This window comes from Burkholderia sp. PR2, from assembly GCF_052372875.1.
GTDB lineage: Bacteria > Pseudomonadota > Gammaproteobacteria > Burkholderiales > Burkholderiaceae > Burkholderia > Burkholderia diffusa.
In genome coordinates this window covers 1,432,807-1,449,482 of the sequence record NZ_JBQRWH010000001.1, presented here as the reverse complement: position 1 = coordinate 1,449,482, position 16,676 = coordinate 1,432,807, and the positions used below count along the sequence as shown (strand labels likewise).

At 67.7% G+C, this 16,676-nt stretch carries 13 protein-coding genes; 5 read left to right on the top strand and 8 right to left on the bottom strand.

Going from position 1 to position 16,676, the window contains the following annotated elements; all coding sequences use genetic code 11:
• Positions 1–19 precede the first annotated feature (19 nt).
• Positions 20–772 (bottom strand): IclR family transcriptional regulator, encoded by a 753-nt coding sequence (locus tag ACT2FV_RS06260; protein WP_124904459.1) that lies wholly within the window; start codon positions 770–772, stop codon positions 20–22.
• Between the two features lie 186 nt (positions 773–958).
• Between ACT2FV_RS06260 and ACT2FV_RS06255 the strand changes: the two genes are divergently transcribed.
• Both ACT2FV_RS06255 and ACT2FV_RS06250 read left to right on the top strand, forming a co-directional pair.
• A complete protein-coding gene (locus ACT2FV_RS06255; protein WP_444503471.1) occupies positions 959–1,948 on the top strand; it encodes an AAA family ATPase in 990 nt (329 codons plus the stop codon).
• Positions 1,945–3,666 (top strand): cobaltochelatase CobT-related protein, encoded by a 1,722-nt coding sequence (locus ACT2FV_RS06250; protein WP_444503470.1) that lies wholly within the window; start codon positions 1,945–1,947, stop codon positions 3,664–3,666. Before ACT2FV_RS06255 ends, ACT2FV_RS06250 begins: the two co-directional genes overlap by 4 nt.
• 97 nt (positions 3,667–3,763) lie before the next feature.
• Here the strand turns inward: ACT2FV_RS06250 and ACT2FV_RS06245 are convergent, their stop codons facing one another.
• From ACT2FV_RS06245 to pdxR, 5 genes are all read right to left on the bottom strand, one after another.
• Complete coding sequence (locus ACT2FV_RS06245; protein ID WP_444503469.1) at positions 3,764–4,531, bottom strand: sulfite exporter TauE/SafE family protein; 768 nt, start codon at positions 4,529–4,531, stop codon at positions 3,764–3,766.
• Positions 4,528–5,562 carry a phosphate acetyltransferase gene (gene pta, locus ACT2FV_RS06240; RefSeq protein ID WP_444503468.1) on the bottom strand — a complete coding sequence of 345 codons (1,035 nt, stop codon included), beginning with the start codon at positions 5,560–5,562 and terminating at the stop codon, positions 4,528–4,530. Before pta ends, ACT2FV_RS06245 begins: the two co-directional genes overlap by 4 nt.
• 128 nt (positions 5,563–5,690) lie before the next feature.
• On the bottom strand, positions 5,691–7,508 hold the full coding sequence (gene xsc / locus ACT2FV_RS06235; RefSeq protein ID WP_059598808.1) for a sulfoacetaldehyde acetyltransferase: 1,818 nt from the start codon (positions 7,506–7,508) through the stop codon (positions 5,691–5,693).
• Between the two features lie 171 nt (positions 7,509–7,679).
• Positions 7,680–8,078 carry a nuclear transport factor 2 family protein gene (locus ACT2FV_RS06230; RefSeq protein ID WP_444503467.1) on the bottom strand — a complete coding sequence of 133 codons (399 nt, stop codon included), beginning with the start codon at positions 8,076–8,078 and terminating at the stop codon, positions 7,680–7,682.
• A 154-nt stretch (positions 8,079–8,232) separates the two neighbouring features.
• Entirely contained in the window at positions 8,233–9,759 is a 1,527-nt protein-coding gene (gene pdxR / locus ACT2FV_RS06225; protein ID WP_444503466.1) for a MocR-like pyridoxine biosynthesis transcription factor PdxR, read from the bottom strand.
• 271 nt (positions 9,760–10,030) lie between these two features.
• Here pdxR and ACT2FV_RS06220 point away from each other — a divergent pair, with 271 nt between their 5' ends.
• Both ACT2FV_RS06220 and phnY read left to right on the top strand, forming a co-directional pair.
• The gene (locus ACT2FV_RS06220) at positions 10,031–10,387 is read left to right on the top strand and encodes a GNAT family N-acetyltransferase (protein WP_124904443.1); all 357 of its coding nucleotides are present in this window, start codon (positions 10,031–10,033) and stop codon (positions 10,385–10,387) included.
• Positions 10,388–10,431: 44 nt separating this feature from the next.
• Positions 10,432–11,886 carry a phosphonoacetaldehyde dehydrogenase gene (phnY, locus tag ACT2FV_RS06215; RefSeq protein WP_444503465.1) on the top strand — a complete coding sequence of 485 codons (1,455 nt, stop codon included), beginning with the start codon at positions 10,432–10,434 and terminating at the stop codon, positions 11,884–11,886.
• A 45-nt stretch (positions 11,887–11,931) separates the two neighbouring features.
• On the opposite strand, the gene ACT2FV_RS06210 is transcribed toward phnY, so the two are convergent.
• Positions 11,932–14,169: a TonB-dependent receptor gene (locus ACT2FV_RS06210; RefSeq protein WP_444503464.1), complete on the bottom strand. Its 2,238-nt coding sequence runs from the start codon at positions 14,167–14,169 to the stop codon at positions 11,932–11,934.
• Positions 14,170–14,492: 323 nt separating this feature from the next.
• On the opposite strand from ACT2FV_RS06210, the gene ACT2FV_RS06205 reads away from it, so the two are divergent.
• Positions 14,493–15,557 carry an asparaginase gene (locus ACT2FV_RS06205; protein WP_124900524.1) on the top strand — a complete coding sequence of 355 codons (1,065 nt, stop codon included), beginning with the start codon at positions 14,493–14,495 and terminating at the stop codon, positions 15,555–15,557.
• 81 nt (positions 15,558–15,638) lie between these two features.
• Here the strand turns inward: ACT2FV_RS06205 and ACT2FV_RS06200 are convergent, their stop codons facing one another.
• Positions 15,639–16,613, bottom strand: a complete 975-nt coding sequence (locus ACT2FV_RS06200; RefSeq protein ID WP_151051470.1) for a LysR family transcriptional regulator — start codon at positions 16,611–16,613, stop codon at positions 15,639–15,641.
• Positions 16,614–16,676 lie beyond the last annotated feature (63 nt).

Genomic DNA, 16,676 nt, shown 5'->3' with positions numbered 1-16,676 from the left:
CCGCCACGCCGTGCGGGAACTAGAACGTTTGAGCGAGCGCGCCGGCCGCTTCCTGCAGGCGCGGCACGTGGTCGAGCAGCCGCGACAGCGGCGCGCGCGACACGGGCGCATGCACGGCGACCGCGGCGATGCACGTGCCGTCGTCGCCGACGATCGGCGCCGCGATACACACGATGCCCGCGACGAATTCCTCGTTGTCGATCGCGACGCCCTTGTGTGCGGTGCGGTCGAGTTCGGCTTCTAGCAGTTCGGGATCCGAGATCGTATTCGGGGTGTAGCGCGGCAGCGCCAGCGCGCGCACCAGCGCGGCGCGTTCGTCGCGCGGCAGCAGCGCGAGCAGCAGCTTGCCGCTGGCGCTGCAGTGTGCGGGCACGCGCGAGCCGGGTTTCAGGTCGAGCCGCAGTGGCCAGTCGGCCTCGACGCGGTCGAGATAGACGACTTCCGTGTCGTGCAGCGCGGTCAGGTTGCAGGTTTCGCCGAGATCGGCGACGAGCCGTTCGAGGATCGCGTGGCGCAGCCGGCGCGCGCCCGCATGCAGCATCACGCCGGTGCCGAGCCGCGCGAGGCGCGGGCCGATCGCGTACGCGTTCTTGCGGCCCGGCTCGCGGATCACGAGGCCGCCGGCTTCGAGCGACGCAAGCATCCGGTGCAGCGATGCCTTCGGGATATCGACGTCGCGCGCGAGATCGGCGAGCGACACGGCATCGCCGGCCTGGACGAGATGTTCGAGCAGCGCGAAGGCGCGCAGCGTGGGCGTATCCGCGGGCAGCATGGCAGGCGTTCCGGAAACTGGACTGCGGCCATTGTACCGAACGGCCCGGCAGGCCGGCCGCGCGGGGCAGCGGGCCCGTTGAACCGGTCCGAACTTTCGGCAACGGAACGAATCGTTCCGTAAACACGGCTGGCGCGGGCGCGACGATCGATGCCTGCGCGATCAGCAACGACAGGAGCGCAACGCATGGATGGGGTGGCGAACAAGCCGGACTGCATGGTGTCGGTCCGCGAACGCTTCGGGTTCGATTCGGACCTGATGGTGCCGGCGTTCAGCGCGCGCGACGATCACGTGCCCGATATCGACGACGCCTACCGTTTCAACCCGGACGTCACGCTCGCGATCCTCGCGGGATTTGCGCGCAATCGCCGCGTGCTCGTGCAGGGGATGCACGGCACCGGCAAGTCGACGCATATCGAGCAGGTCGCGGCACGGCTGAACTGGCCGTGCGTGCGCGTGAACCTCGACGGCCACATCAGCCGGCTCGATCTCGTCGGCAAGGATGCGATCGTCGTGCGCGACGACGTGCAGGTGACCGAATTCCAGGAAGGGATCGTGCCGTGGGCGCTGCAGCGTCCGGTCGCGCTGATCTTCGACGAATACGATGCGGGACGGCCCGACGTGATGTTCGTGATCCAGCGGATTCTCGAGCGCGACGGCAAGTTCACGCTGCTCGACCAGAACCGCGTGATCCATCCGCATCCGTCGTTCCGGCTGTTCGCGACCGCGAACACGGTGGGTCTCGGCAACCTGAACGGGCTCTATCACGGCACGCAGATGCTCAACCATGCGCAGATGGATCGCTGGAACGTGGTCGCGACGCTCGACTACCTGCCGCGCGACGAAGAGATCGGCATCGTGCGCGCGCGCGTGCCGGAACTCGCGGACGAAGCCGGCCGCCCGCTGCTCGAATCGATGGTGAGCCTCGCGGAGCTGACGCGCAACGGCTTCGCGACCGGCGACCTGTCGACGCTGATGTCGCCGCGCGCGGTGATCAACTGGGCCGAGAACTGCCAGATCTTCCGCGATCCGGCGCTCGCGTTCCGGCTCACGTTCCTGAACAAGTGCGACGACGCCGAGCGGCCGGTCGTCGCCGAGTATTACCAGCGCTGTTTCGGCGAGGAACTGGCGGTCGCGTCGCGTGCCGGCGGCGGCGAGCCGGGAGCGGGGCGGTGAGCGCCGATCGCGACGCCGCGCGCCGTGCATCGGCGCGCGAAGCGCTGGGCGCGTCGACCGTGCGTGCACTGACACGCGACGGGGCGCTGCATTACCGTGCGGGCCGCGTGTGCCGCGACCTGCGGCCACTGCCGATCCATGCGCCGCACCTGCGCGCGCAGGCGGCCGACGACGATCTCGCGTCGTGGCGCGGCGCGGCCGACGGCGCCGCGCTGCGCATCCTGCATTCCGATGCGGACCTGCATCGCGCGTTGTCCGGCGACGATCCGGTCGAACGCGTGCTGTTCGAAATGCTCGAGCAACTGCGCTGCGAATCGCTGGCGCCACCCGCCATGCGCGGCGTCGTGCAGAACCTGCGCCATCGTTTCGACACCTGGTCACGCGCGTTCCACCGGTCGGGACAGGCCGATACGCATGTCGGAGTCCTTGTTTACACGGTCGCGCAGATCGCATGGTCGCGGCTGACGGGGTGGCCGGTGCTCGAGGAGACGGAAGACCTGATCGAAGCGTCGCGCGCGGCGATCGTGCCCGAGATCGGCGTGCAGCTTGCGGGGCTCAAGCGGTGCCGGCACGATCAGCGCGCATTCGCGGAACATGCGTTGACACTTGCGAAGCGCATTGCATCGATGATTCGCGATGCGCGCGCGGCCGTCGTGGAAACGGAGACGCAAGACGCGCGCGAGCAGGACGATGCGCTGACGAATTTCTCGCTGTGGGTCGATTTCGACGACACGGGCATCGACCTGCCGGCCCTCGTGGAGACGGGCGACAGCGCCGTGCTGCAGGGCGGCGATGCCGTCTACCGTGCGTATACGACGCGTTACGATCGCGAGCTCCGGCCGGCCGCGCAGATCCGCGCGGCACTGCTGCGCGAGTACCGCGACCGGCTCGACGGCCAGGTCACCGCGCAGCGGATCAACGTCACGCGGCTCGCCCGTGTGCTGCGTGCGGCGCTCGTCGTACCGCAGGCCGACGGCTGGTCGTTCGGCGAGGAGCATGGCCGCCTCGACGGCCGCCGGCTCGCGCAGCTCGTCAGTTCGCCGGCCGAACGGCGGCTGTTCCGGCTCGAACGCGTGCGGCCGCACGCCGATTGCGCGCTCGCGTTTCTGATCGACTGCTCGGGATCGATGAAGACGTGGATCGACGGCGTCGCGCTGATGGTAGACACGCTGGCCCGCGCGGGCGATGCCGCCGGTCTCGCGACCGAAGTGCTCGGCTTCACGACGCTCGCATGGAACGGCGGCCGCGCGCGGCAGGACTGGTTCTCGCGCGGCAAGCCGCGCCATCCGGGCCGGCTCAACGAAACCGGCCACCTGGTGTTCAAGGATGCGGACACGCGCTGGCGGCATGCGCGCACGGGTATCGCCGCGCTGTTCAAGGCCGACCTGTTCCGTGAGGGTGTCGACGGCGAAGCGGTCGAATGGGCGTGCGCGCGGCTTGCGGCGCGGCCGGAGGCGCGCAGGATCCTCGTCGTGATCTCGGACGGTAGCCCGATGGACGGCGCCACGGCGCTCGCGAACGATCCGTTCTACCTCGACAACCATCTGAAGCAGGTGGTCTCGCGCCAGGAGGCGGCCGGCCGCGTCGAAGTGCTCGGGCTCGGCGTCGGGCTCGATCTCGGCCCGTATTACCGGCACCGGCTCGCGATCGACCTTGCATCAGCGCCGGACATGAAGCGGCTCGTCGAAATCGCGCACTGGATCGGCGCGCGGCGATGAAGCAGGCGACGGCCTGCAAGGCGGATGCGGCAACACGCACGCGTCGCGACCCAATGCCGGACGCAGGCCGGTTCGCTGCGGCACGCGCCGCGCGGCATCACGCGCCGCGCAGCAGCGGCGGCAGCGACGTCGCGATCAGCCCGATGCCGATCGCCATCAGCACGCCGAACGCAAGCCGGCGCAGCGCGACCGGCGACAGCGGCGGCGGGTAGTGGCGCGCGGCGACCGTCGTCAGCATCACGACCGGCGTCGCGATCGCCGCCAGCAGCCAGATGTCGCGATCGAGCTGGCCTTCGCACGCGCTGTAGAGCACGCGGGTGGCCGAGGTCGTCGTAAACAGCACGATCAGCGCGCAGCGGATCTGCACGAGCGTCAGCGGTTGCCGGTAGAACTGGAAGATCAGCGGCGGCCCCGACACGCCGAACATCCCGCTCAGCAAGCCGCCGAACAGGCCGCTGACGAAGAAGCTGCGGTTGTCCGAGCGCTCGGTGAGCGGCGTCGGCCGCAGCGCCGCACTCAGGCCGCCGTACAGCACGACTGCGCCGAGAATGAGCTGCAGCAGGTCGGCCGCCGAGCGGCTCAGGCATTCGAGCAGCAGCACGCCCGCGACGACCGACGGCAGGATGCCGAGCGTCGCCGCGCCCACCGCGCGCCAGTCGATGTGATGCAGCCGGCCGGGCAGCGCGGTCGCGCCGTTCGCGAGCGACACGACGCTCATCAGCGTGGCGACGGTGGCGAGCGGCGCGAGACCGAAGCCGCTCGTCGCGCCCATCACGATCATCCCGAGCCCGAAGCCGGTGACGGTCTGGAAATAGCTGCCGGCGCCGATCACCGCGATCAGGATCGCCAGTTTGTCGGCTGTCATGCGTGTGCGGCCTCGCCCGTCGCGGCGCGCTGCGCGGCCGCCTGCGCCTGCACGGTGGTTGCGGCGATCACGTGATACACGTCGTCTGCGCTGCAGCCGCGCGACAGGTCGTTCGCGGGCCGGCGCAAGCCTTGCAGCAGCGGGCCGACGGCCTTTGCACGACCGATCCGCTCGGCGAGCTTGTAGCCGATGTTGCCGGCTTCGAGGCTCGGGAACACGAGCACGTTCGCGTGGCCGCCCACCTGCGAATGCGCGATCTTGCGCTCGGCGATTTCCGCGACGATCGCCGCGTCGAGCTGTACGTCGCCGTCGATCGCAAGCGCCGGGCGCAGTTCGCGTACCTGCGCGGTCGCGGCCGTCACCTTGTCGACCGCCGCGTGATGCGCGCTGCCACTCGTCGAGAACGACAGCATCGCGACACGCGGTTCCTCGCCGAGCAGCGCGTGCGCGCTGTCGGCGGCGGCCATCGCGATCTCGGCGAGCTGATTGGCATCCGGATCGACGACCAGCGCACAGTCGGAGAAGATCAGTCCGCCCTTGATCGTGTGAAACGGTTCGCACAGCATCATCAGGAAGAAACTCGATACGATCCGGAACGCGGGATCGACACCGATCAGCTGGATCGCCGCGCGCAAGACGTCGGCCGTTGCATGCACGGCGCCCGCGACCGAGCCGTCCGCATCGCCGAGCCGTACCATCAGGTTCGCATGGCAGAGCGGATCGAGCACCGCGTCGCGCGCGGCATCGGCCGTCATGCCCTTGCGCTTGCGCAGCGCATGCAGCGCGTCGGCATAGGCATCGCGTTGCGCGGCGCTGGCCGGATCGACGAGCGTCATGCCGTCGAGATCGATCGCGTCGCGCGCGGCCGCGGCGTGGATCGCCGCACGGTTGCCGACGAGCACGATGCGGGCGATGCCGTCGCGCGTTGCGCGCGCGGCGGCCTGCAGCACGCGCGGATCGTCGGCTTCGCACAGCGCGATGCGCATCGGCTGGCGGCGCGCGGATTCGAGAATGCGGTCGAGGGCTTTCATCGTTCGCTCGGGTAAGAAAGGAAAAACGGCCGGATGCGGCGGCCCGCACGGGGCACGGCGTCCGGCCGGAGGGCCGGCCGCGCGAGAGGGGCGCGCGACCGGCAACGGGGTGCGTCAGCGACGCGGCATTACACGTAGTCCTTGTACTTGTCGAGCATGCGAACCGGCTTCGACAGCGCATCGCGACGGAACGGATCGCCGAGTTCACGCGTGCACATGATCTCGATGATCGTGGTCTTGCCTTCGTTCATCTGCATGTCGATGGCACGCTTGAGGGCCGGGCCCACGTCCTCGAGGCGGTCGACCGTGATCCCTTCGGCGCCCATCGCACGCGCGATCGCCGCGAAGCTCTGGTTGTCGAGTTCGCCCGCGACGAAGCGGCGGTTGTAGAAGTCGACCTGGTTCTTCTTCTCCGCGCCCCACTGGCGGTTGTGGAACACGACGGCCGTGACCGGGATGTTGTGGCGCACGCAGGTCATCGTTTCCATCAGGCTCATGCCCCACGCGCCGTCGCCCGCATACGACACGGCCGGACGGTGCGGCGCGGCGACCTTCGCGCCGATGATCGTCGGGAACGCGTAGCCGCAGTTGCCCCAGCTCATCGCCGCGAAGAAGCTGCGCGGCTTGTTGAAGCGCAGGTAGCTGTTCGCGACCGAGTTGATGTTGCCGATGTCGGTCGACACCATCACGTCCTCGGGCATCGCCTTCTCGAGTTCGCGCAGCACCTGGCGCGGATGCAGGTACTGGCCGCCGCTGAACGGCTTCTCGTGCTTCTGCTCCTCGATCATGTCGAGGCTGAATGCGTCGCGCTCGTGCGTCCAGTCGTCGAGTTCCTTTTCCCACGCGGCCTTTTCCGTCGCGATCTGGTCGGCGCGCTCGCCGCGCGAGCCATCGCACACGAGCGTGCGGCCTTCGAGGCGTTGCGTGAGCGCGATCGCCGCGGCCTTCGCGTCGCCGCAGATGCCGACCGAGATCTTCTTCACGAGGCCGAGCATCTTGTGGTCCGCGTCGATCTGGATGATCTTCGCGTCCTTCGGCCAGTAGTCCATCCCGTGCTGCGGCAGCGTGCCGAACGGCCCGAGGCGCGAGCCGAGCGCGATCACGACGTCGGCGCGCGACAGCAGTTTCATCGCGGCCTTCGAGCCCTGGTAGCCGAGCGGGCCGCACCACAGCGGATGGTTCGCCGGGAACGAGTCGTTGTGCAGGTAGCTGTTGACGACCGGCGCGCCGAGCCGTTCAGCGAGCGCCTTGCATTCCTCGATCGCGTCGGCCATCACGACGCCGCCGCCCGAGATGATGACCGGGAACTTCGCCTGCGCGATCAGCGCGGCCGCGTCGTCCAGGCTCTGTTCGCCGCCGGCGCCGCGGTCGAGCCGGCGCGGTTGCGGAATCTCGACCTTGACCTTGCCGTAGAAGTAGTCGCGCGGGATGTTCAACTGCGTCGGGCCCATCTCGGCCTGCGCGCGGTCGAAGCAGCGCGCGGTGAATTCGGCCATCCGTGCCGGGTGCGTGACGTGACCCTGGTACTTCGTGAATTCCTGGAACATCGGCAGCTGGTTCGCTTCCTGGAAGCCGCCGAGGCCGATGCCCATCGTGCCGGCTTCCGGCGTGACGATCACCACCGGGCTGTGTGCCCAGTACGCGGCCGCGATCGCGGTCACGCAGTTGCTGATGCCGGGGCCGTTCTGGCCGATCACGACGCCGTGGCGGCCCGACACGCGCGCGTAGCCGTCGGCCATGTGGCCCGCGCCCTGTTCGTGCACGACCGGGATCAGGCGGATGCCGGCCGGCGCGAAGATGTCCATCGCATCCATGAACGCGGAGCCCATGATGCCGAACATGTCGGTCACGCCGTTGGCCGCGAGGGTTTCGACGAAGGCTTCGGACGGCGTCATGTCCTGCGGACCGTTCGCCGATGCACGCAGGGAAGTGGATTGCTCGCTCATGGGTTGTCTCCGATTGTTCAATTAACGGAACGTCTTGTTCCAGATGCTATTTGCTGGGGAAGGCCGGTCAAGTCATTCCGCCCGCTGTCGGCGAATGTGGAATGAAATGAAATGATTCGTTTCAAAATGCGCGCGGGGGGCGGTGGCCCGAGTGGCGCGCGAGGCGCACGCTCAGGCCGGCTGTTTCGGCCGCTCCTTGCGGAACGCGCGCTTGACGGCGATCAGCCCGTCGCGGAATTCGAACAGGTCGCAGCCTTCGGCCTCGATGCGCCAGCCTTCGGCGTGCGTGCCCGTGAACACCCACTCGGAGACGCCGCGCTCGCCGGCGACGGTGTGGCGACCGTGACCCCAGTGCGCGTCGGGGAAGGTCTTGAACACGGCTTCGAACGCGGCGCGTACCGCGTCGCGGCCGACGAAGCGCGTGCCGTGGATGTCGGGGCCGCCGGCCGCGTCGAATACGCAGTCCTCGGTCATGAAGCCCATCAACGCGTTGGCGTCGTGCCGGTTGAATGCTTCGGAAAATGCCGCGAGCGTGGCGGCCGTGACGGGGGCGGCGAGCGTGTCGGACATAACGTGTCTCCTGTCGAATGATGGGCGGTGCGCAAGGCGCTGGCGCGCATGCGGCACGCGGTATCGACACGTTAGTGAGCGCTCGTTTTTGGCGGTAGCGCCAGTCGGGAGGTTTCGCTTGGGCCAGGGGGCGTGACCGGCTGGCGCGATGCGTTCAGACGCTCGGCTTCTGCGCCTGCACACATTGCGCGAGTGCCCGCACCCCCGGCTCGATTCGCTCCAGCGGAATCGCGGAAAACCCCATCCGGAAGCATCGACGCGCGTTGCTGTCGTCGTTCATGAAGAACACGCCGCCAGGCTCGATCAGAATTCCCGCCTCCTGGGCGTCCACCGCGAGCCGCGCCGCGTCGAGCCATGGCGGCCCCTCGACCCAGCACGACGCGCCGCCCGTCACCGGCACGTAGCGCGCTTCCGGCAAGTGCGCGTCGAGCGCGGCCATCAGCGCCTGCGAGCGCTCGCTGTACGCATGCGCGAGCCGGCGCAGCAACGCGTCGTGATGGCCGAGCGCGAGAAAGGTTGCGAACGCCCGCTGGATATACGCAACCGGATGGCGCACCATCAGCCGCCGCAGCGCCCGCAACTCGCGGATCAGCTCGCGCGGCCCGACCACGTAGCCGAGCCGCAGCCCCGGCGCGAACGTCTTCGACAGGCTGCCGACGTAGATCACGCGGTCGGCCGTGTCGAGGCTCTTCAATGCCGGATGCGGCGTGCCGGAGAACGTGTTTTCGCTCTCGTAGTCGTCCTCGATGATCACGAAGTCATGCTGCTGCGCGCAATCGAGCAGCGCGCGGCGGCGTTCGACCGGCATCGTCGCGGTGGTCGGGCACTGATGGCTCGGCGTCACGTACACGTAGTCGCAGCGCGAGAGCGTATCGCCGAGCGCATCGGGTGCGATCCCGTGGCCGTCGACCGGCAGCGGCAGCAGCCGCGCGTCGCGGTTCTCGAAGATGTTGCGCGCATCCGGATAGCCGGGGTTCTCGAAACCGACCGTCGTGTGCTTGCCGCACAGCAGGTCCGCGATCAGGTAAAGCGCCTGCTGGCAGCCGTTCGTGACGACGATCTCGTCGGGCATCGCGAACACGCCGCGCCGCGGCAGCACGCGCGTGCGGATCTGCTGGATCAGCGATTCGTCGTCGCGTTCGATCAGGTCGGGGGCCCAGTTGCGGATTTCCATCACCGACAGCGCCTTCAGGCAGCATTCGCGCCAGTCGTTGGTCGGAAACAGCGACTGGTCGAACTGCCCGTAGATGAACGGAAATTCGTAGTGCTGCCAGTTTGCGGGCTTCACGATGTTGCGCTGCCTCGACGGCGGATGCGTGATGCGCTTTTCCCAAGCGGGGCGTCCGGGCACGTCGTCGCCGCCGGCGGGCAGCGCGCCGGCCCGGGCCTGCGCGAAACCGGGCACGCCTTCGAGCATCTTCGGGTTCACGAAGTGCCCGCTGCGTTCGCGCGAGATCAGGTAGCCCTCTTCGACGAGCATCTGGTACGCGAGCACGACGGTGTTGCGCGCGACGCCGAGCTGGTCGGCAAGCTCGCGGCTCGACGGCAGCGCGGCATCGGGGGCGAGCTGGCCGTCGAGGATCGCGGCCACGAGCATCCGCCGGATCTGGTCCTGCAGGCTCGACGCCGACGACCGCCGGAACTGCTGGGCCCATAAGGCGGTCGGGGTACGACTCGACATGCTTCCTCCTGTGATCGGTACGGGAAACGCGAGGCGGTGCGCGTGGTGTGCACGTGGCCCGCGAGTGGCGCGGTTTCGCGAGAATACGCGCGTCGCGCCGCGGATGTGGACTCAATGAAATGTGTTGTCTGGCACTACTGCGCGCCGACGTGGCAAGACGATACTCAACTCGTCGCGCCCGGACGATCCGGATAACTCCCCGGTACGCGGGCCCAGGAGGGCGTGCGTGCATCGCGTTCGCCTGCAGCGTGATGAAAAGGAGAGGGACGCCATGCACGTCGTCGTGTTCAGGGATCGCTGCGAGCGCGTGATCCGCATCGTGTTCGACGATGCAGGCAAGACGTTCGTCGCGTATCGCGACGGCGACGCGATCGGAGAACTCGACATCGATGACGCAGGTGGCGGTGATGGCCGATCGCCGTCGCTCATGCGGCTATACGTCGAACCCGCCTACCGGCGCAGCGGCATCGCGCACACGCTTCTCGCGTGCGCGGCGCGTGAATTCGGGCAGCCGATTCGCATCGACGCCGGCGCGCGTGCATGGCCCGCTACGCCGGCGTGGTCGACGCTGTGCCGCTGCCTCGAATACGAAGGATTGGTCGTGGTGCGCCATGCCGCGCTGCATTAACCGAAAGCGTGGCCACGATCACGCTGCACCAGGAAGGAGACGACATGAGCACGGTCCTGAAGCCGATTCCCGCATCCGACGTGCGGCGCGAAGCGTTGCGCATCGACGGGCAGCGCGTGTGGCGCGACGCAGTCATCGACGTGCGCAACCCGTACGACGGAACGCTCGTCGGCACCGTGCCGAAGGCGACGCTGGACGACGTGCGGCGCGCATTCGCCGCCGCGCGTGCATACCGGCCGACGTTTACGCGCCACGAGCGTGCGGCGATCCTGCGCCGCGCGGCCGACATCGTGCGCGCGCGCACCGCCGAGATCGCGGCGCTGATCACGGCCGAGGCCGGGTTGTGCATCAAGGATTCGACGTACGAAGCCGGGCGCGTTGCCGACGTGCTCACGTTCGGCGCTGGCGAAGTGCTGAAGGACGACGGGCAGATCTTCTCGTGCGATCTGACGCCGCACGGCAAGAAGCGCCGCGTGTACACGCAGCGCGAACCGCTGCTCGGCGTGATCTCCGCGATCACGCCGTTCAACCATCCGATGAACCAGGTCGCGCACAAGGTCGTGCCGTCGGTCGCGACCAACAACCGGATCGTCGTGAAGCCGTCGGAGAAGGTGCCGCTATCGTGCTATCTGTTCGCGGACATCCTGTACGAAGCCGGCCTGCCGCCGCAGATGCTGCAAGTGATCACCGGTGACCCGAAGGAGATCGCCGATGAGCTGATCACGAACCCGGCGATCGATCTGATCACGTTCACCGGCGGCGTATCGATCGGCAAGTCGATCGCGTCGCGAATGGGCTACCGGCGCGCGGTGCTCGAACTCGGCGGCAACGATCCGATCATCGTGATGGACGACGCCGATCTCGACGAAGCAAGCACGCTCGCCGTGTCGGGCTCGTACAAGAACTCGGGGCAGCGCTGCACCGCGATCAAGCGCATGCTCGTGCACGAGTCGGTGGCCGATCGCTTTACCGAGCTGGTGGTCGAGAAGACGCGCGCGTGGTCGTACGGCAATCCGTCCGATCCGTCGGTGGACATGGGCACGGTGATCGACGAGGCAGCCGCGACGTTCTGCGAGCAGCAGGTGAACGACGCGATCGCGCGCGGTGCGCGGCTGCTGGTCGGCAACGTGCGCGACGGTGCGCTGTATTCGCCGACGGTGATCGATCGCGTGACGCCCGACATGCCGCTCGTGAAATACGAGACGTTCGGCCCGGTGTCGCCGATCATGCGCTTTCGCGACATCGACGAAGCAATCCGGATGTCGAACAGCACCGACTATGCGCTGTCGTCGTCGGTCTGCACGAACCGCTTCGACAACATCACGCGCTTCATCACCGAGCTGGAAGTCGGTAGCGTGAACGTGCGCGAGGTGCCGGGCTACCGGCTCGAACTGACGCCGTTCGGCGGCGTGAAGGATTCGGGCCTCGGCTACAAGGAAGGCGTGCAGGAGGCGATGAAGAGCTTCACGAACGTGAAGACGTATTCGCTGCCGTGGTGAGCGAGGCGGGGAGGGGTGTACCACGCCCTCCCGCCGTCAATGGCGTTACTGATAGAAGTTGAGCGTGACCATCGCCGAACGGCCCGGCGCCCACGTCGCGTAGATCGGATACGCGCTCGCGTAATACTTCTTGTCGAATAGGTTCTGCACGTTGAGCTGCACGTCCATCGTCTTGTTCACGCGCCACGTCGCGGCCGCGTCGAAGCGCGCGTAGCCGGGCGTCCATTTCTTCGTCGTCGCGGATACCGACGCGTAGGTCTGGCTCATCACCGTCGCACCGGCGCCGAGCGTGAGCTTCGGCATCACGTCGTAGCTCGTCCACAGCGTGAAGTTGTGCTTCGGCACCATCACCATCGGCAGGCCCGATGCGCCCGGGCTGCCGGGGCCCGCGTCGGTCGTGATCGCGTTCAGGTACGAGTAGCCGCCGAACACGTGCCACTTCCGTGTCAGGTTGCCCGCGAAGCCGAATTCGAAACCGCGCACGCGTTGCTTGCCCGCGTTGACCGTGTGACCAAGGCCGTCGCTGACGCGCGCGTTGGTCTTCTCGGTCTGGAACAGGGCCGACGTCAGCGACAGCTGGTCCTGCAGCACGTCCCACTTCGCGCCGATCTCGATGTTGCGCGAGCGCTCGGGTGCGAGGTCCTGGTTCGTCGCGGTGATCTGGTCGGTGCCGCCGCCCAGGCCGCCGTTCGACCCCGGCGGGTTCGACGACGTGCCGTACGACGCATACAGGCTCACGTTGGTCACCGGCTTGAACACGAGGCCGAACTGGTAGCTGAACAGGTTCGACGTGTTCGACAGGTCGGCCACGCCGGCCTGCTTGCCGGTCGTGTCGTAGCGGTCGAAGCGTAGCCCGGTGTTGAACTGCCAGCGCTCGGACAGCTTCACGGTATCGAAGATGTACGCGGATACCGTGTCGGTGCGCGTGTTCGTCGTCGGGCCGGGGAAGCTCTTGTCGCCGTTCAGGACGATGCTGCCGGTCCACGGCATGTTCGGGTTCCAGCCGCCGGCGAGCGGCGTGCAGTTGCCGGCCACCGAGCAGGGGCCGCCCGAGCGGATGTTGTGGCCGGCCGAATCCGACACGAGGTAGCCCTCGTAGCGCGCCTGTTCGTGGCTGAACTCGACGCCGGCCGTCATCGTGTGCTTCATGCCGAACAGGCTGGCGCTGCCGGTCACCTCGGTCTGGTTCGAGAAGCCGTTGAGCGCGTACTTGCCGCTCTTCGCCTGCAGCGCGAGCATGTTCGGGTTCGACGCGAGGATCTGCGGATTCGTCGCGACGTAGTCGAGCGTCGAGCGCCCGAACATCGTCGTGTTCTTCAGCTTCCAGTCGTCGTTGATCTTGTGCTCGACGCGCACTTCGGCGGTGTCGGTCTGCCCGTAGCGGTAGTCGCGCGTGTTCAGCCCGAAGAACTGCCCGCGATCGGTCGGCACCGGCGTGCCGCCCGTCGAACGGAACGGCACGCTGAAATCCGGCATGTCGTACGAGTTCATGTGGTAGTAGCTGACCGTGACCGTGGTCGGCGTGTTCAGCCCGAACACGATCGACGGCGCGACGCCCCAGCGCTTGTTGTACACGTCGTTGCGGCCGGCCTGGTTCGCGTCGTGACCCATCACGTTCAGGCGCACGGCCGTCGTTTCGTTGATCTTGCGGTTCGCGTCGACCGTCGCGCGCTTGTAGCCGTCGGTGCCGAAGCCAATGCTGCTGTTGATGAAGTCGTCGTTCTTCGGCGTCTTCGTGACGATGTCGATGCTGCCGCCGACCGAGCCGCGGCCCGCATAGACCGAATCGGGGCCCTTGATCACGCTGATCTGCTCGACCGCGAAGGTCTCGCGGTTCTGCAGCCCCGAGTCGCGCATCCCGTCGACGAAGATCGAGTTGCGCGATTCGAAGCCGCGGATCACCGGGCGATCGGCCGACGGGTTCGCGGCGGCGTCGCCGCCGAGGAACGTGATGCCCGGCACCGAACGCAGCGCATCCGCGAACGACGTGACGTTCTTTTCCTTGATCAGCTGTTCGGGGATCACCGTGACCGAGCGCGGCGTGTCGAGCAGCGGCGCGGTGAACTTGTACGACGGCGAGCGCTTCACCTGCAAGTCCGACAGCGCGGACGACTGGACCGCGATCGTCGGCAGCGTCGCCGGCGTATCGGCGGCGGCCGGCTGGGCGGCAGGGGAGGCGGGTGCGGGAGCGGTTTCGGCGGAAGCGAGCAGCGGCGTCAGGAAAACGGAGCAGGTCAGTGCTGACACGAGGGCACGGGGCCTCGTCTTGAACTGGGCAGGCATGGCGAGAGGCAGCGGAAGTATCGGTGATCGGATGCGTCGTCGCGACGCCGGCGGGCAGGCCCGGGACATCGGAAAACGTCAATGTAAATGAAAATGATTCGCGTTAGCGATCGCAATTCTACGAATTATTACGAGATATGTAAACAATCGAATGGTCGTTGTACTGAACCGGTCTGGCTTGCGTGGCGGGCGCGATGGCTTTGCGTGCTGCGCAATACCGCTTTCCACGGGGCGTCCGGCTCGACCCGGCGGCAGAATCGATACACTGCCGTACCGGTTGCACGGGCCCCGGCAATCAGGCCCCGACGAAGGAGACAGGACAGATGGACACTCAACGCGCAGCGGTCGTGACGTACCGCGGCAATGCGATCGAGAACACGCACGTCGCCGATGTGGCGGTGGTGGATGCAGGCGGCAGGCTGCTGTTCCGGCTCGGCGATCCGTTCCGGATGACGCTCGCGCGCTCGGCAGCGAAGCCGGCCCAGGCGCTGTCCGTGATCGAGACGGGCGCGCCCGAGCGGTTCGGCTTCGACGAAGCGGACATCGCGCTGATGTGCGCATCGCACAGCAGCGAGGAGCGGCACATCGCGCGCACGCGGGCGATGCTGGCGAAGGTCGACGCGCAGGAGTCGGATTTGCGGTGCGGCGGCCATGCGCCGTTGTCGGACGCGGTGTACCGGTCATGGATCAAGCGCGACTACACGCCGACCGGCGTGTGCAGCAACTGCTCGGGCAAGCACGTCGGGATGCTGGCCGGCGCGCGGGCGATCGGCGCCGCGATTGCCGACTACCATCTGCCGGCGCATCCGATGCAGATGCGTGTAAAGCAGGTGGTCGCCGACGCGTGCGGCCTGCCCGACGACGAGGTCGACTGGGCGATCGACGGCTGCAACCTGCCGACGCCGGCATTCCCGCTCGACCGCCTCGCCCGTCTTTATGCATCGCTGGCGGACGGTGCGGATAAGGTTGAAGCCGGCGGCGCGGCGACGACCGATCGCGTGCGCGCGCTGGCGCGCATTCATCATGCGATGACGGCCCATCCCGAGCTGGTTGCCGGAGAAGGGCGCTACTGCACGGTGCTGATGGAGGCCTTCGAAGGGCAGGTCGTCGGCAAGCTCGGCGCGGATGCGTGCTACGGGATCGGCGTACGCGCATCGGCGCGCACGCGGGAACTCGGCGCCGACGGCGCGCTCGGCATCTCGGTGAAGATCGAGGACGGCAACATCGACGTGCTGTACATGATGGTCAGCGAACTGCTCGAACGGCTGCGGATCGGCACGGACGCGCAGCGCGCGCGGCTCGCTGCGTTCCACCGGCCGCGGATGCTGAACACGCAGGGCGTCGAGATCGGCCACGCGACATTCCCGTTCGAACTGCAGCCGGCCTGACGGGGCCGGTCGTGCCGATGCCGCGTGCCTGACGTGCGTGCGGCATCGGTGCTGGCTTGCCGGCCAGCGCGACGGCAGCCGCTACGCGCCCGCGTCGCGAATCTTCGTCAGCTCGACCGCCGACAGATCGCCGATGTGCGCGAGATGCTCCGCGAGGAAGTCCCTCAGCACGCGCAGCTTTGCCGAGCTGCGCCGGTTCGCCAGATACGCGATGTAGATGTAGTCGCCCGTGAGCTTGTTCTGCAGCCGGTAGCGCGGCAGCACGGCTTCGAGCCGGCCGCTCGCGAGCAGGTCGCGCACCAGCCAGATCTCGAATTCGGCGATGCCGAGGCCCGCGCAGGTCGCGTCCAGCAGCAGTTCCGAATGATCGGTGACGAGGTTGCCGGCCGGCAGCACGCTGTGCCGTGCATCGCCGCGCACGAGCTCCCAGCGCGGATCGCCCTCGGGGTGCACGTAGCGCAGGCAGTTGTGATGCTGCAGGTCGTCCGGCGTCGCGGGGCGCCCGCTGCGATCGAGGTAGCCGGGCGTCGCGCACAGGATGCTGTCGTTGCGCGACAGCCGGTGCACGACCAGGTTGTCCAGGTAGTTCTCGCCTTCGTGAATGTCGAGGTCGAAGCCGCCGGCGACGAGGTCGTTGTGGTTGTCGGTGAGCCGCACGTCGAGCTGGATCGTCGGGTAGCGCGCGAGAAACGGTGCGATCAGCGGCGCGAGATGACGGCGACCGAAAGCGACCGGTGCGGTGAGCTTCAGCGGGCCGCTCGGTTGTGAATTGAGCTCCGCGACGACGCGCAACGTGTCGTCGAGATCGGCGATCAGCGTGACCGCGCGTTCCAGGTAGATGTGGCCGGCCTCGGTCAGCGTCACGCTGTGCGTCGAGCGATGCAATAGCGCGACGCCGAGGGCGTCCTCGATCGCCGTGATCTTGCGCGCGACCGTCGACGTCGACACGTGCATCTCCTTCGCGACCGCGGAAAAGCTTCCCATTTCGACGACCCGCACGAACGCGCGCATCGCGCCGAGGTGATCGATGCCGGTGTCTCTCGTCATTGTTTTCATTCGTCTCTCGCTGTTGCGTCACACGCAAAACCGCTTTCGATAATACAGAAGCGAGGTTCTTTA

Coding starts and splice junctions, on each gene's coding strand:
- ACT2FV_RS06260 (WP_124904459.1), bottom strand. CDS start 772: ATGCTGCCCGCGGATACGCCCACGCTGCGCGCCTTCGCGCTGCTCGAA.
- ACT2FV_RS06255 (WP_444503471.1), top strand. CDS start 959: ATGGATGGGGTGGCGAACAAGCCGGACTGCATGGTGTCGGTCCGCGAA.
- ACT2FV_RS06245 (WP_444503469.1), bottom strand. CDS start 4,531: ATGACAGCCGACAAACTGGCGATCCTGATCGCGGTGATCGGCGCCGGC.
- pta (WP_444503468.1), bottom strand. CDS start 5,562: ATGAAAGCCCTCGACCGCATTCTCGAATCCGCGCGCCGCCAGCCGATG.
- xsc (WP_059598808.1), bottom strand. CDS start 7,508: ATGAGCGAGCAATCCACTTCCCTGCGTGCATCGGCGAACGGTCCGCAG.
- ACT2FV_RS06230 (WP_444503467.1), bottom strand. CDS start 8,078: ATGTCCGACACGCTCGCCGCCCCCGTCACGGCCGCCACGCTCGCGGCA.
- pdxR (WP_444503466.1), bottom strand. CDS start 9,759: ATGTCGAGTCGTACCCCGACCGCCTTATGGGCCCAGCAGTTCCGGCGG.
- ACT2FV_RS06220 (WP_124904443.1), top strand. CDS start 10,031: ATGCACGTCGTCGTGTTCAGGGATCGCTGCGAGCGCGTGATCCGCATC.
- phnY (WP_444503465.1), top strand. CDS start 10,432: ATGAGCACGGTCCTGAAGCCGATTCCCGCATCCGACGTGCGGCGCGAA.
- ACT2FV_RS06210 (WP_444503464.1), bottom strand. CDS start 14,169: ATGCCTGCCCAGTTCAAGACGAGGCCCCGTGCCCTCGTGTCAGCACTG.
- ACT2FV_RS06205 (WP_124900524.1), top strand. CDS start 14,493: ATGGACACTCAACGCGCAGCGGTCGTGACGTACCGCGGCAATGCGATC.
- ACT2FV_RS06200 (WP_151051470.1), bottom strand. CDS start 16,613: ATGAAAACAATGACGAGAGACACCGGCATCGATCACCTCGGCGCGATG.